Genomic DNA, 13,621 nt, shown 5'->3' on the forward strand with positions numbered 1-13,621 from the left:
GGGATTCGCTCTGCCGATATGGAGGGCAACTCGCTGATATTCAATAGTGAGATTATCCGCGATTGGTCTGGATTCGCCAACCCGAATTGCCATCGCGTGTTGGGTGAAGAAAGGTCAGCGCTGTCGATAAGCGTAAAGATAAATAAGTAAGTACTTATCTATCCGTTTGTATTTGCTTGGGTTTTAGGATTTTTGCTAATAAAGTCGTCAGGTATCAGTCATTTACGCTGCCCCTAATCGCTTATATACTCGGGAATCGGCTATCAGCAACCAGATGGATGACATGTATCAACCTGCCGCACTCTTTATCGGCCTGCGCTATATGCGTGGGCGAGCAGCCGACCGCTTCGGTCGCTTCGTCTCCTGGCTTTCCACCATCGGTATTACCCTCGGCGTCATGGCGCTGGTGACGGTCCTGTCGGTGATGAACGGCTTTGAACGCGAGCTGCAAAACAACATCCTGGGGCTGATGCCCCAGGCCATACTTAGCGCCAAACAGGGTTCGGTGAATCCCCAACAGCTGCCGGAGCGCGAGGCGAAACTCCAGGGCGTAACCCGGGTGGCGCCGATCACCACCGGCGACGTGGTGCTGCAGAGCGCGCGCAGCGTGGCGGTTGGGGTCATGCTGGGCATCGACCCGGCGCAGAACGATCCCCTGACCCCGTATCTGGTGAACGTCAAACAGAGCGATCTGCAGGCGGGTAAATATAACGTTATTCTCGGCGAGCAGCTGGCGGGTCAGCTGGGGGTTAATCGCGGCGATAAAATTCGCCTGATGGTTCCTTCCGCCAGCCAGTTTACGCCGATGGGCCGCGTGCCGAGCCAGCGCCTGTTTACGGTCATCGGCACCTTCGCTGCCAACAGCGAAGTCGATGGTTATCAGATGCTGACCAACATCGACGACGCTTCCCGTTTGATGCGCTATCCGCTGGGGAATATCACCGGCTGGCGCCTGTGGCTGGATAAACCGCTGCAAGTGGATACCCTCAGCCAGCAGACGCTGCCGCCGGGCACCCAGTGGCAGGACTGGCGCGAGCGCAAGGGTGAACTGTTCCAGGCGGTGCGCATGGAGAAAAATATGATGGGCCTGCTGCTCAGCCTGATCGTCGCCGTCGCGGCCTTCAACATTATTACCTCGCTGGGGATGATGGTGATGGAGAAGCAGGGCGAAGTGGCGATCCTACAGACCCAGGGGCTGACGCCGCGGCAGATTATGGCCGTCTTCATGGTGCAGGGCGCCAGCGCAGGGATCGTCGGCGCGCTGCTGGGAGCGGTGCTTGGTGCGCTGCTGGCCAGCCAGTTGAATAATTTAATGCCGATCATCGGCGCCTTCCTTGACGGCGCGGCGCTGCCGGTGGCGATTGAGCCGCTGCAGGTCGTCGTTATCGCCCTGGTGGCGATGGCGCTGGCATTGTTGTCTACGTTGTACCCTTCCTGGCGCGCTGCCGCCACTCAACCCGCTGAGGCTTTACGTTATGAATAAGATCCTGCTGCAATGCGACAACCTGTGCAAACGCTATCAGGAAGGCAATGTGCAAACCGATGTCCTGCACAATGTCAGCTTCAGCATTGATGAAGGCGAGATGATGGCCATCGTCGGTACCTCCGGCTCCGGCAAAAGTACCCTGCTGCATCTGCTGGGCGGCCTCGATACCCCCACCTCTGGCGACGTGATTTTCTCCGGCCAGCCGATGAGCAAGCTCTCCACCGCCGCGCGCGCCGACCTGCGTAACCGCGAGCTGGGCTTTATCTATCAGTTCCACCATCTGCTGCCGGACTTTAGCGCACTGGAGAACGTGGCGATGCCGCTGCTGATTGGCAAAAAGAAGCCGGCGGACATTGAACGTCAGGCGAAAGCGATGCTGCAGGCGGTCGGGCTTGAACACCGCAGCCATCACCGTCCGTCGGAACTCTCCGGTGGCGAACGCCAGCGGGTGGCGATTGCCCGCGCGCTGGTGAACAAACCGCGACTGGTATTGGCGGATGAGCCGACCGGTAACCTCGACGCTCGCAACGCCGACAGCATCTTCCAGCTGCTGGGCGAACTGAACCTCGCGCAGCGCACCGCGTTTCTGGTGGTGACCCACGACCTGCAGCTGGCGAAGCGGATGAGCCGCCAGCTGGAGATGCGCGATGGCCGCCTGACCGCCGACCTGACCCTGATGGGGGCCGAGTAATGGCCTCTCCGTTATCGTTACTGATTGCATTGCGTTTCAGCCGCGGCCGGCGGCGCGGCGGCATGGTGTCGCTGATCTCGGTGATCTCCACCATCGGTATTGCGCTGGGGGTGGCAGTGCTGATCGTCGGCCTCAGCGCGATGAACGGCTTTGAGCGCGAGCTGAATAACCGCGTGTTGGCGGTGGTGCCGCACGGTGAAATCGAACCCGTGAACCAGCCGTGGAATAACTGGCAGGAGGCGCTGGCTAAGGTGCAGAAAGTGAAGGGGATAGTCGCCGCGGCGCCCTATATTAACTTCACCGGCCTGGTGGAAAGCGGCAGCAATATGCGCGCCATCCAGGTGAAAGGGGTCGACCCGCAGCAGGAAACCCGGCTCAGCGCGCTGCCCACCTTTGTGCAGAATAACGCGTGGGCCGGCTTCAAGGCCGGTGAACAGCAGGTGATTCTGGGTAAAGGCGTCGCTGATGCGCTGCACGTGAAGCAGGGAGACTGGGTGTCGATCATGATCCCTAACGCCGACGCCGACCATCAGCTGCTGCAGCCGAAACGCGTCAGGCTGCACGTGACCGGTATTTTGCAGCTGAGCGGCCAGCTCGATCATAGTTTTGCCATGATCCCGATGCAGGATGCGCAGCAGTACCTGGAGATGGGCGGCAGCGTGACCGGTATCGCCATCAAGGTCACGGACGTTTTCCATGCTAACAAGCTGGTGCGCGACGCCGGCGAGGTGACCAACAGCTACGTCTATATCAAGAGCTGGATCGGCACCTACGGCTATATGTATCGCGATATCCAGATGATCCGCGCCATTATGTACCTGGCGATGGTGCTGGTGATCGGCGTGGCCTGCTTCAATATCGTCTCGACGCTGGTGATGGCGGTCAAAGACAAAAGCGGCGATATTGCGGTGCTGCGCACGCTTGGCGCAAAAGACGGCTTAATTCGCGCGATTTTCGTGTGGTATGGTTTATTAGCCGGATCGGTAGGCAGCCTGTTTGGGGTGGTGATCGGCGTGATCTGCGCGTTGAACCTGACGTCAATCATCAACGGCATCGAATACCTGATTGGGCATAAATTCCTCTCCGGCGACATCTATTTTATTGACTTCCTGCCGTCAGAACTGCACTGGCTGGACGTCTTTTATGTGCTGGTGACAGCACTGTTGCTGAGTTTGCTGGCCAGCTGGTATCCCGCCCGCCGCGCCAGCCGTATCGACCCGGCGAGGGTGCTGAGTGGCCAGTAATTTATCGTCATCGTCGGCCTGGCTGACGACACAAGAGGAATTGCTGAAATGTACTATGGATTTGACATTGGCGGCAGCAAGATAGCGCTGGGCGTATTTAATCAGGAGCGGCGACTGCAGTGGGAAAAACGCGTCGCCACGCCGAAAAGCAGTTATGAGGATTTTCTTCAGGCGGTAGAGGCGCTGGTCCGCGAGGCCGATGAGCGCTTCGACCAGCAGGGGTCGGTTGGGATCGGTATCCCGGGGATGCCGGAAACGGCGGACGGCACGCTGTATGCCGCTAACGTGCCTGCCGCCAGCGGCCGGCCGCTGCGCGCCGACCTCAGCGCGCGGCTGGGGCGCGATGTGCGCCTCGATAATGACGCCAACTGCTTCGCGCTGTCGGAAGCGTGGGACGATGAGTTTACGCAATACCCGCTGGTGATGGGGCTGATCCTCGGCACCGGCGTGGGCGGCGGCCTGGTGTTGAACGGTAAATCGATTACCGGACATAGCTATATCACCGGCGAGTTTGGTCATATTCGTCTGCCGGTGGATGCCCTGGAGGTGGTCGGGCGTGATTTTCCGCTGCTTCGCTGCGGCTGCGGCCAGCTGGGCTGCATTGAAAATTATCTCTCCGGCCGCGGTTTTGCCTGGCTGTATGAACATTTTTATCAGCAACCGCTCACCTCGCCGGAGATTGTGGCGCAGTGGCAGCAGCACGATCCGCGCGCCCTGGCGCACGTAGAGCGCTATCTCGATCTGCTGGCGGTGTGTCTGGGGAATATACTGACCATTGTCGACCCGGATTTGCTGGTGCTCGGCGGTGGATTATCTAACTTTACGGCCATTAGCGAAGGGCTGGCGCAGCGATTGCCGCGCCATCTTCTGCCGGTCGCCAGAGTACCGCGCATTGAGCGCGCGCGCCATGGCGATGCCGGGGGAATGCGCGGTGCGGCCTTCCTTCATCTGACCCATTAATCACAGAGGTAGCTATGCAGTCGCGCCGTTTACATCGATTGAGCCGTTTTCGTCGCAATAAACGTCAGTTGCGTGACCGTCTGCGTCAGCGGATTTTCTTTAGGGAGGACAGGATGAAGCCTGAAGCGATGGCCAAACCGAGAGTGGTGGTGTTAACCGGCGCGGGCATATCGGCGGAGTCGGGGATCAAAACTTTCCGCGCGGCCGATGGCCTGTGGGAAGAGCATCGGGTGGAAGATGTGGCGACGCCGGAAGGCTTCGCCCGCGACCCGGCGCTGGTGCAGGCGTTCTACAACGCCCGCCGTCGTCAGCTGCAGAGTCCGGAGATCGCACCGAACGCGGCGCATCTGGCGCTGGCGCGTCTGGAGGATCTGCTGGGCGACCATTTTCTGCTGGTCACCCAGAATATCGATAATCTGCACGAACGCGCCGGCAACCGCCGGGTGATCCATATGCACGGCGAGCTGCTGAAGGTGCGCTGTTCGTGGAGTGGCCAGGTGCTGGAGTGGACCGGCGACGTCACCGCAGAGGATAAGTGCCACTGCTGCCAGTTCCCGGCGGCGCTGCGTCCCCACGTGGTCTGGTTTGGCGAAATGCCGCTGGGGATGGACGAGATCTACAGCGCGCTGGCCGAAGCGGATATCTTTATCGCCATCGGCACCTCCGGCCACGTTTATCCGGCGGCCGGCTTTGTGCACGAGGCGCGGCTGCACGGCGCCCACACCGTTGAACTGAACCTGGAGCCCAGCCAGGTGGGCAGTGAGTTTGCCGAAAAGCACTACGGACTGGCGAGCGAAGTGGTGCCCGCCTTTATCGATAAGCTGCTGCAGGAAAACGCGCTGTAAACTGAAGCAGCCTGCCGGGGACGAGGGCGACGCCCGCCGCCTCCGGCAGCGCTGCTGACAAGGATGATACGTCATGACAGGAGTCAGACCATGCATAATCCCCTGGTCATTGAATCGATCTCCTTGATCGCGGCCATTCTCGTTGGCGTCTGGAGCCAGCGTGCTTTACCGCTACACGCCGACAGCCGACCGATCCTCTTCCTGCTGTGTCTGTTCGTCGGCACCGGCAGCGCATTGTGCCTGCTGCTGGATGGTTTAGCCCTGTTGCTAACCGGCCAGATAGCGACCGGCGGTGTGCGAATATACGGCCCGTTGCTGCTGCTGGTGGCGCTGTGGAAACCCCTCAACGGGGTTGTCGGCATCATGGAGGGGGTTTTGCAGCGGCGAGCCGCAAAAGGGAAGGGCAAAGACCAGCGCGACGGCGGACGACGCTGATCCGCCGCCTGCGCCGTGGCTTATTTATAGCGCCTTTTGCATATTAATGACCGAACGGGCGTTCGAGGCGCTGGTAGCCAGCACATCGATAACTCCGGTGCGTAATGCCCCCAGGATCGCCGTCGCTTTCGTGCTTTCGGAGGCGATAGCGATCACGCAGGGGATGGCCCGCAGCTGTTCGAGACTTAAGCCAATGACCCGGTCATTCATTACCGTATCGACGGGCTTGCCCTGAATATTGAAAAAGCTATACCCCGCCAGATCGCCCACCACCCCCTGTTCCTGACGCGCGGTGGCAATTTCCTGCGGCGTAAACCAGCCGAGCTGGACCATAAAGCTGTTTTCATTCATATCGCCGAGGCCAATGATCGCCACGTCAGCCTTGCTGGCCTGTTCGAGCGTGGCCTTAATCAGGCGGTTTTGCATAAAGGCCGCGCGCAGCTCCGGGGTTTCCACATAGGCCGGGGCGTAAAGTGTTTCGCTGAAGCCGTTAAATTTGCGCGCCAGATTCCGGCTGATGTGGTCGGCGTCAATCAGCTGATTGTCACGCTTGGTTCCGCCGATGCCGCAAATAAAGCGGCAGTGGCGCTCAGGAAACACGCCAACGTGATTCGCCACCGCGGCCACATTGCGTCCCTGACCCACGGTGACGGTCATATCGTTTTTTAACACGCCAGCCAGGTAGTTACTGACCAGGGCCGCCACTTGCTGGCGCTGTTCATCCTCATCATGGTGATCCAGGGCAATCAGCGCGCGCTTAATGCCAAAGTGCGAAATAAACTGCTGCTCAATCTGGGAGCTGAAGACCGGATGGTATTTGACGCTGATCTCAACAATCCCTTCCTGACGCGCTTTTTTCAGCAGGCGCCCGACTTTGATACGTGAAATGCCAAATCGCCTGGCAATCTCTTCCTGCGTTTGTTCCTGGTCGTAATAAGCCACCGCAATTTCAGTGAGCAGGGCGTAATCTGAGTCTTGTTCAATCATGGCCTGGCATTTCCATCTCTGATGTCCCTTTTATATTACTGCGCCTGTAAAATAAATTCCTGTGTAACGCGTTGAACAATGTCGCAATAACCTTGCGCGTCCCAGGCCGCGCGGCCGATAAACAACCCATTGATCTCCTGCTGGCGCAGCAGTTCCACCGCATTTTGCAGCGTAACGCTGCCGCCATACAGCAGGGGGATACGGGTTCCCGTCTCGTGACCAAACAGCTCGCAGAGCGCCTGGCGCAACGCCTGATGAATAACGCCCGCCTCCTGCGGCGAGGCGGGGGTGCCGTGTTCGCCAATGGCCCACACCGGTTCATAAGCAATCAGGGTCTGCAGCGCTTGCTGGTGGCTCAGGCCATACAGGGCGATTTTCATCTGCCGCACCACGCTCTCCCGCGACACCTGCCAGCGTTTCTCCTCGGCGCTATCGCCAATACAGATCAGCGGGCGCAGGCCATGACCTAAGGCGCTGTGTACTTTTCGATTAATCGCGGCATCGCTTTCATTAAAGGCGGCGCGTCGTTCTGAATGTCCCAGCTCAACAAGCGTGGCGCCGGTTTCTGCCAACATGGCCGCCGAGATTTCCCCGGTCCAGGCGCCCTGATCCGCTTCATGCATATTCTGCGCGCCGGTCAGAAGCGGTAACTGATGCGTTTGCAGAAAATGGCTGACGGGTTGGATAGCGGTGAAGGGGGGAATGACGAAGGGCTGAATAGCAGGGTGACAGCCCTCAGGCATTCGCGCTGCCAGCGTTTCGCACCACGCCATGGCCTGCGACAGCGGCTTGTTCATTTTCCAGCTGGTTCCTAACCATATCGGGGTCATCGTTGCTTCTCCTATTAATAAAATCAGACGCTTGCCAAATGTGGGTGCCATACCCTGTATTGAGCTTGAACTTTTTATCAGTGCGTGAACATATGTTAGATCACATTTTTCGATGAAAAAAATCTATGAATTTTTTTATGTGATCTTCATCACTTATGGCGGCTCATTCCTCAGGTAATGTTTTGAGCATATGATTCTGTAATGAACATATGAACAATCAACTGAGACAATGAGAGGCGCATGATGTCAGCAGAGAAAAAACCCGTTGTGGCGATTACCATTGGCGATCCGGCAGGGATCGGCCCCGAGATCACCGTGGCCACCATGATGGACAAAAGTGTGTATGACGAGTGCAAACCGTTCCTGATCGGCTCGGTACCGATTATCAGCCGGGCGATGAAAATCATGGGTTGCGATTTTGCTATCCATAAAATTGCCCATCCGCAGGAGGCCCGTTTCAGCTGGGGGACGTTGGATGTTCTGGAAACCGGCGACTACGATTGCGACAGCATCGAATGGGGCAAGGTGCAGAAGCTGGCGGGGCAAATGTCACTGGACTATGTGATGAAGTCGATCGAGCTGGGCAAAGCGGGGCTGATCGATGTGGTCTCGACTGCACCAATTCATAAGGAAGCCATCAAGCTGGCAGGATGTAAGCTCCCGGGCCATACCGAAATCTATCAGGTGGAAACCCAATCTGATTACGGTCTGACCATGTTCCACGTCCACAACCTGCGCGTCTTCTTCGTGAGCCGTCATATGGCGCTAAAAGCAGCCTGTGACTATGCCAACAAAGCGCGAGTGCTGGCCTGCGTTCAGCAGATCCACCATGAATTTACCGCCCTGAACATCAAAAATCCGCGCATTGCCGTGGCTGCCCTGAACCCGCATGGTTCCGACAACGGTCTGTTTGGTCACGAAGAGGCAGACAATCTGATCCCGGCGGTGAAAGCGGCCCAGGAGATGGGGATCAACGCTATCGGGCCAGTTCCGGCCGATTCCGTCTTCCATCTCGGCAAACAGGGGCGCTACGACGCCATTCTCTCGCTGTATCACGATCAGGGGCATATCGCCTGCAAAACCCTCGACTTTGAACGTTCGATCACCATTACCTTCGGCCTGCCGTTTATGCGCAGCTCCGTTGACCATGGGACGGCGTTTGACATCGCCGGTACCGGTAAGGCGGGTACCGTCAGTATGCTGGAGTCGACGCTGGTGGCGGCCCGTTACTGGAAAATGAAGCATCAATAATCGCTGAGGTTCATGCGAATCACGAGGACAGAGAAATGGAAAAACATCTGTTGATTAGCAAGGGCTGTAAGGGCTGGGGTGGGCCGCTGACTATCACGCTGGGTCAGGGGAAAAAGATCGCGTACATCACCGGGGGTATCCGCCCCCCGGTCGTCGACCGCCTGAGCGAACTGACCGGCTGGCCCTCAATTGATGTATTCAAAAATGGCGAACCGCCGGCGGAAGAGATTGGTTTAATGGTCATCGACTGCGGCGGCACGTTGCGCTGCGGACTCTATCCGAAGCGGGGAATTCCCACCATTAACCTGCATCCCACCGGTAAAAGCGGCCCGCTGGCGGAATTTATACACGAAGGGATCTACGTCTCCGGGGTGACGCCAGCCTGCATTGAGATGGTCTGGCCGCAAGGGGAAGGCGGAAAGCTTGGGATCGTGGCGGACGATCTGACCGGGGCAACCACCGTCGGGGTGCTGCTGGCGCGCAGCGGTTTAAAAACCGCCGCGTTTTTCGATACCGAATCCTTCGCCCGCAATGAGGTAGAGTATCCGGCGATGGTGGTCAGCAGCGACAGCCGCCCATTGCCGAAAGCGGAGGCCCAGCACAAAGTGAGCGCTGCGGTGAAACAGCTGCAGGCTCGCGGCGCGCACTACTTCACCAAGCGGATTGATACCACGCTGCGCGGCGGCATCGGATTTGAAATCGACGCCATGCTGGAACAACTGCCGCAGGAGACGGTGGCGGTTGTGGTGCCGGCGATGCCGCAGTCACGGCGTATTCTCGTCGGCGGTTACTCGGTGATTGATTCAGTAGCCCTGTCGCGGACCGATGTGGCTCGTGATGTACGTACCCCGGTCACCGAGTCGTGGGTGCCGGGACTGTTGGCGGCGCAGACCCATCATCAGGTCGGGCATATCGCGCTGACGTCGGTGATGAAAGGCGAAGGGCAAATCCAGCAGGATTTGCAGGAGCAACAGCAGCGCGGCGTGCGGGTGATAGTGGTCGATGCGATTACCGTCGACGATGTCGATGCCATCGCCGGGGCGGTCGTGGCCCTGAACTGGAACGTACTGGCCGTCGATCCGGGGCCCTTTACCGAACGGCTGGCGGTTCGTCGCGGTCTGATGCGCGAAGCGCGGAGCAGTGCGCCCGCGAGCCTGACAGCGGACAGCCAGCGCGGCTCGATTCTGATTGTCGCCGGCAGCGCAACGCCCGTAACCAAAAAGCAGCTCCAGTATTTGATCGCCAATGATGCCCGGGTCTGCCATATCCCGGTGGATGCCGAGCTGTTGGTTGACCGGAAAAACGCCGCTGAGATTGAAGTCAATCGCGTGGTGCAGCATGCCCGGCAGTGCGTTCCGGCGCAGCACAACGCGCTCTTTGTTTTTGAGTCCGCCTTGACCGGGCGGTTGCTAAACCTTCAGGAAGAGGAGCAGAGATTTGCTCTGGCCCACGGTGAGGCTGCGCAAAATATTAACCAGGGGCTGGGCAGTATTGTGCGCGAGGTGCTTAACTGTGCGTCGGGTGAAATTAAAGGATTGTATATGACCGGTGGCGATACTATGGTCAATGTACTAAAAGAGCTGGGTGCCACCGGAATAGAAATGATTGATTATGTCATCCCGCAAACCGATATGGTGCGGATTATTGGTGGCGATTATGCCGGCTTAATTTGTGTCGGAAAAGGAGGGTTAACCGGACCGGAAGATATTATTAGCACCATTGTTGACCGAATTTATCAAGAAGCACAGCAATAATCCAGTCATCTAATAACTAATAAGCGACGTAATGGTCGTCAGGGTAGTATTGCGTCGTTATCTCTGTTAAATCTTAATTTAAGAGTTACCCTATGAATATTAATATACTTGAGAAAATGAATAAGGTGCCCGGTGGGTTAATTATTATTCCACTGCTGGTGGCCATATTAATTAATACTTTCGCGCCCCAGGTGCTCAGCATTGGCGGCCCGACCACCGCCTTATTTAAAGTCGGTTCCAGTGCCATGATGGGCATATTTTTGCTCATTTGCGGAACCTCGATCAATATCCGTCAGGCCGGGTTACCGCTCTATAAAGGCGCCGTGCTGCTGTTTCTCAAATGTCTGGCCGGGGCCCTGGCGGTATGGGCCGCGGGAACGTTGTTTGGCCCGAGCGGATTTCTCGGGATATCGACCCTGGCGCTGATTGCCTGCCTGACCAGCTCGAACAGCTCCCTCTATATCGCATTGTGCAGCAACTATGGCGATGCCAGTGATGCCGGGGCGATCTCCGTGTTCTGCATCAAGGATGGTCCGTTTGTCACCATGATGGTGCTGGGCGTCAGCGGCCTGGCCAATATTCCCTTCGCCGCGCTGCTGTCGATGCTTATCCCGCTGCTGATTGGCATGCTGTGGGGCAATCTGGACGAACGTTTTAAACAGTTATGCGCCGCGGCGCAGCCGCTGGTGATCATTATTATGTCGTTCGCCATCGGCGCCAACTCAAGCATCAATACAGTGTTTACCGCCGGCCTGTCCGGGATCCTGTTGGGGATTATCTCCGCGCTCACCGGGATTGTGTTCTACTTTATCTACAACCTGTTTTTGAAGAAGAAAAGCGCGCTGGGCGCCGCGCTGGGAACCACCGCCGCCAGCTCAGCGCTGACGCCGGCGATGGTTGCCCAGGCGGATCCTTCGCTGGCGATGTACGTGGATGCTGCCACCGCGCAGCTGGCGACGGCGAGCATTATCACCATGATCACCGCGCCGATACTGGTCGCCTGGTTTGATAAACGGCTGAAAAAGCGGGCACCAGCTGCTGAACATTTGAAAGACGCGAAAAGTGAAGAGAGCGTGACATTATCTTCCCCTGCCGCCAAAGGACACAAATAGTATGAGCGTGCCGTTGTATTCATTACGAATTACCGCCGTCGGGGAATATGTTGAGTGCTCTTTGCGGGAGCAGCGGCTTATTTTATTCTCCGATGCCGTTCCCGACGATATTGCGAGTTATTGCGCCGTACACCAGGCCAGCGAACTGACCACCGAGTTATCGCCCGGTCAGCGAATGAAATTAAATGATAAAAATTATCGGGTGACCGCGGTAGGCAGTGTGGCAACGGCAAATTTACGACAGCTTGGCCATATCACGCTAAATTTTGATGGCGCAGATATCGCTGAATTACCCGGGATGGTACACCTTTACGGCGAACCACCACAAATTATTCAGCCCGGCGACCAAATTTCGTTTTACCCGAATTGTCATTAAGACGTACTGTTAAATTAAGGAAATAACCATGAAAACAATCGCTATTGGTGCGGATGATGCCGCCTATGCTTTTCGCGATACTATCGTCGCTTATTTGAATGGGCTGGGAATTAACGTCGCGGATTACAGCAGCGATCAACGCCAGGGGAGTACCGTTTATCCGGATGTTGCCCATGCGGTGGCGATGTCGATTAAACAGGGCGAACACGATCGCGGCATCCTGATCTGCGGTACCGGCATTGGGATGAGTATTGTTGCCAATAAAGTCCCCGGGGTCCGCGCCGCCCAGTGTCACGATACCTTCTCTGCTGAGCGAGCGCGTAAAAGTAACAACGCGCAGATTATTACCCTCGGCGCGCGGGTGATTGGCACTGAGCTGGGCAAAAAAATAATTCAGGCATGGCTTGAGTCCGAATATGAAGGCGGCGGCTCCGCGCCCAAAGTGGAACGTATTGATTATTACGAACACCAGCATGCCAGAGATTAACCTCCGCAGTCGTAAGATAAGGAACAGATGATGAGCCAGTTAGACGAACTGAAAAAATACACCACGGTTGTTGCTGATACCGGCGATATTGAATCGATTAAAAAGTTTGCTCCACAGGATGCGACCACCAACCCTTCGCTGGTGCTGAAGGCCGCGCAGTTGCCGCAGTATCAGCCGCTGATTGCCGATGCGATTGGCAAGGCACGCCGCCAGGGGGGCAGCGCAGAAACGCAGTTGATTAACGCCTGCGATCAGGTGGCAGTGGATATCGGCAGCGAGGTGCTGCGCCATGTGCCCGGGCGTATCTCCACCGAAGTGGATGCCCGCTTTGCCTGGGATCGCGGAATGTGCGTCGCGAAGGCGCGCAAGCTCATCCAGTTATATGAAAAAAATGGCATTGGTCCCGAGCGGATTTTAATTAAGCTCGCCGCCACCTGGGAGGGCATTCGCGCTGCCGAAGAGCTGGAGCAGAGCGGTATAAACTGCAACCTGACGCTGCTGTTCTCTTTCGCTCAGGCCCGGGCGTGCGCTGAAGCGGGCGTCTTTCTCATTTCGCCCTTTGTGGGTCGCATCTACGACTGGTATCAGAAGCACCAGCCGCAGTTAGCCTATCAGGTGGACAGCGACCCAGGCGTGGTCTCTGTGCGCCAGATTTATCAGTATTACAAATCCCATGGCTATGACACGGTGGTAATGGGCGCCAGCTTCCGTCGTATCGAGCAGATCCAGGCGCTGGCGGGCTGCGATCGCCTGACCATCTCTCCGGCACTGCTGGACGAGCTGGCGGCCAGCGAAGGGGCGCTGACCCGCCAGTTGACCCCCGGCTGCGTGACGGAAACCCGTCCCAGCCCGATGACGCAGGCGGAATTCCTCTGGCAGCATCATCAGGATCCCATGGCAGTGGAAAAACTAGCGGAAGGGATCCGCCTGTTTGCTGTCGATCAGGTGAAACTGGAACAACAGATTCAGCAGATGCTGTAGGCCGCAGGGGAAATAGACCGATGAAGACGACAAATACCACTCGCCGCCAGTGCGCCAATGCGCTGCGCGCCCTGAGCATGGACGCTGTACAGAAAGCCAAATCCGGCCACCCGGGTGCCCCGATGGGTATGGCTGACATTGCCGAAGTGCTGTGGCGTGATTTCCTGAACCATAACCCGAAC

Annotated in this window: 16 protein-coding genes; 14 read left to right on the forward strand and 2 right to left on the reverse strand. The window is 57.5% G+C overall.

The genetic code is table 11. The features are described from left to right. The first annotated feature begins 18 nt into the window (after positions 1-18). The 7 genes from ACQUTP_RS12850 (at position 19) to ACQUTP_RS12880 (ending at position 5,661) form a co-directional block, all read left to right on the forward strand. On the forward strand, positions 19-150 hold the full coding sequence (locus tag ACQUTP_RS12850; protein WP_004140630.1) for a hypothetical protein: 132 nt from the start codon (positions 19-21) through the stop codon (positions 148-150). Between the two features lie 133 nt (positions 151-283). Then, positions 284-1,483, forward strand: a complete 1,200-nt coding sequence (gene lolC / locus ACQUTP_RS12855) for a lipoprotein-releasing ABC transporter permease subunit LolC (protein WP_004204582.1) — start codon at positions 284-286, stop codon at positions 1,481-1,483. After that, entirely contained in the window at positions 1,476-2,177 is a 702-nt protein-coding gene (gene lolD, locus ACQUTP_RS12860) for a lipoprotein-releasing ABC transporter ATP-binding protein LolD (protein WP_004204584.1), read from the forward strand. Before lolC ends, lolD begins: the two co-directional genes overlap by 8 nt. Further along, entirely contained in the window at positions 2,177-3,421 is a 1,245-nt protein-coding gene (lolE, locus tag ACQUTP_RS12865) for a lipoprotein-releasing ABC transporter permease subunit LolE (protein WP_008806005.1), read from the forward strand. The genes lolD and lolE overlap by 1 nt, the downstream gene beginning before the upstream one ends. Positions 3,422-3,469: 48 nt before the next feature. Then, the gene (nagK, locus tag ACQUTP_RS12870) at positions 3,470-4,381 is read left to right on the forward strand and encodes an N-acetylglucosamine kinase (RefSeq protein ID WP_004204591.1); all 912 of its coding nucleotides are present in this window, start codon (positions 3,470-3,472) and stop codon (positions 4,379-4,381) included. Positions 4,382-4,395: 14 nt separating this feature from the next. After that, complete coding sequence (gene cobB, locus ACQUTP_RS12875) at positions 4,396-5,226, forward strand: Sir2 family NAD+-dependent deacetylase (protein ID WP_017898959.1); 831 nt, start codon at positions 4,396-4,398, stop codon at positions 5,224-5,226. A gap of 90 nt (positions 5,227-5,316) precedes the next feature. Continuing rightward, complete coding sequence (locus tag ACQUTP_RS12880; RefSeq protein ID WP_004204594.1) at positions 5,317-5,661, forward strand: hypothetical protein; 345 nt, start codon at positions 5,317-5,319, stop codon at positions 5,659-5,661. Between the two features lie 24 nt (positions 5,662-5,685). Here the strand turns inward: ACQUTP_RS12880 and ACQUTP_RS12885 are convergent, their stop codons facing one another. Beyond that, positions 5,686-6,648 carry a sugar-binding transcriptional regulator gene (locus tag ACQUTP_RS12885; protein ID WP_004204597.1) on the reverse strand — a complete coding sequence of 321 codons (963 nt, stop codon included), beginning with the start codon at positions 6,646-6,648 and terminating at the stop codon, positions 5,686-5,688. 35 nt (positions 6,649-6,683) lie between these two features. Then, the gene (locus ACQUTP_RS12890) at positions 6,684-7,478 is read right to left on the reverse strand and encodes a triose-phosphate isomerase (protein ID WP_004204598.1); all 795 of its coding nucleotides are present in this window, start codon (positions 7,476-7,478) and stop codon (positions 6,684-6,686) included. Positions 7,479-7,721: 243 nt separating this feature from the next. Between ACQUTP_RS12890 and pdxA the strand changes: the two genes are divergently transcribed. The 7 genes from pdxA to ACQUTP_RS12925 all read left to right on the forward strand — a co-directional run. Further along, the gene (gene pdxA / locus ACQUTP_RS12895) at positions 7,722-8,729 is read left to right on the forward strand and encodes a 4-hydroxythreonine-4-phosphate dehydrogenase PdxA (RefSeq protein ID WP_004179336.1); all 1,008 of its coding nucleotides are present in this window, start codon (positions 7,722-7,724) and stop codon (positions 8,727-8,729) included. A gap of 35 nt (positions 8,730-8,764) precedes the next feature. Further along, entirely contained in the window at positions 8,765-10,483 is a 1,719-nt protein-coding gene (locus ACQUTP_RS12900; RefSeq protein ID WP_032455831.1) for a four-carbon acid sugar kinase family protein, read from the forward strand. A 92-nt stretch (positions 10,484-10,575) separates the two neighbouring features. Continuing rightward, complete coding sequence (locus ACQUTP_RS12905) at positions 10,576-11,595, forward strand: 2-keto-3-deoxygluconate permease (RefSeq protein ID WP_428902462.1); 1,020 nt, start codon at positions 10,576-10,578, stop codon at positions 11,593-11,595. 1 nt (position 11,596) lies between these two features. Beyond that, positions 11,597-11,971, forward strand: coding sequence for a PTS glucitol/sorbitol transporter subunit IIA (locus ACQUTP_RS12910; protein WP_004204603.1), 375 nt, complete (start codon positions 11,597-11,599; stop codon positions 11,969-11,971). A 28-nt stretch (positions 11,972-11,999) separates the two neighbouring features. Then, the gene (gene rpiB, locus ACQUTP_RS12915) at positions 12,000-12,458 is read left to right on the forward strand and encodes a ribose 5-phosphate isomerase B (protein ID WP_004204604.1); all 459 of its coding nucleotides are present in this window, start codon (positions 12,000-12,002) and stop codon (positions 12,456-12,458) included. Between the two features lie 30 nt (positions 12,459-12,488). Next, positions 12,489-13,439 carry a transaldolase gene (gene tal, locus ACQUTP_RS12920; protein ID WP_004204605.1) on the forward strand — a complete coding sequence of 317 codons (951 nt, stop codon included), beginning with the start codon at positions 12,489-12,491 and terminating at the stop codon, positions 13,437-13,439. A 20-nt stretch (positions 13,440-13,459) separates the two neighbouring features. Beyond that, positions 13,460-13,621: hypothetical protein (locus tag ACQUTP_RS12925; protein ID WP_175335468.1), on the forward strand; the 162-nt coding region annotated here is incomplete at its 3' end.

Origin of the sequence: Klebsiella sp. 2-CIP_Kleb. (assembly GCF_050378715.1) — a bacterium.
Taxonomy (GTDB): Bacteria; Pseudomonadota; Gammaproteobacteria; order Enterobacterales; family Enterobacteriaceae; genus Klebsiella; species Klebsiella quasipneumoniae.

Coding starts and splice junctions, on each gene's coding strand:
- rpiB (WP_004204604.1), top strand. CDS start 12,000: ATGAAAACAATCGCTATTGGTGCGGATGATGCCGCCTATGCTTTTCGC.
- pdxA (WP_004179336.1), top strand. CDS start 7,722: ATGTCAGCAGAGAAAAAACCCGTTGTGGCGATTACCATTGGCGATCCG.
- ACQUTP_RS12850 (WP_004140630.1), top strand. CDS start 19: ATGGAGGGCAACTCGCTGATATTCAATAGTGAGATTATCCGCGATTGG.
- nagK (WP_004204591.1), top strand. CDS start 3,470: ATGTACTATGGATTTGACATTGGCGGCAGCAAGATAGCGCTGGGCGTA.
- ACQUTP_RS12885 (WP_004204597.1), bottom strand. CDS start 6,648: ATGATTGAACAAGACTCAGATTACGCCCTGCTCACTGAAATTGCGGTG.
- lolD (WP_004204584.1), top strand. CDS start 1,476: ATGAATAAGATCCTGCTGCAATGCGACAACCTGTGCAAACGCTATCAG.
- ACQUTP_RS12910 (WP_004204603.1), top strand. CDS start 11,597: ATGAGCGTGCCGTTGTATTCATTACGAATTACCGCCGTCGGGGAATAT.
- lolC (WP_004204582.1), top strand. CDS start 284: ATGTATCAACCTGCCGCACTCTTTATCGGCCTGCGCTATATGCGTGGG.
- ACQUTP_RS12890 (WP_004204598.1), bottom strand. CDS start 7,478: ATGACCCCGATATGGTTAGGAACCAGCTGGAAAATGAACAAGCCGCTG.
- tal (WP_004204605.1), top strand. CDS start 12,489: ATGAGCCAGTTAGACGAACTGAAAAAATACACCACGGTTGTTGCTGAT.
- ACQUTP_RS12900 (WP_032455831.1), top strand. CDS start 8,765: ATGGAAAAACATCTGTTGATTAGCAAGGGCTGTAAGGGCTGGGGTGGG.
- ACQUTP_RS12880 (WP_004204594.1), top strand. CDS start 5,317: ATGCATAATCCCCTGGTCATTGAATCGATCTCCTTGATCGCGGCCATT.
- cobB (WP_017898959.1), top strand. CDS start 4,396: ATGCAGTCGCGCCGTTTACATCGATTGAGCCGTTTTCGTCGCAATAAA.
- lolE (WP_008806005.1), top strand. CDS start 2,177: ATGGCCTCTCCGTTATCGTTACTGATTGCATTGCGTTTCAGCCGCGGC.
- ACQUTP_RS12905 (WP_428902462.1), top strand. CDS start 10,576: ATGAATATTAATATACTTGAGAAAATGAATAAGGTGCCCGGTGGGTTA.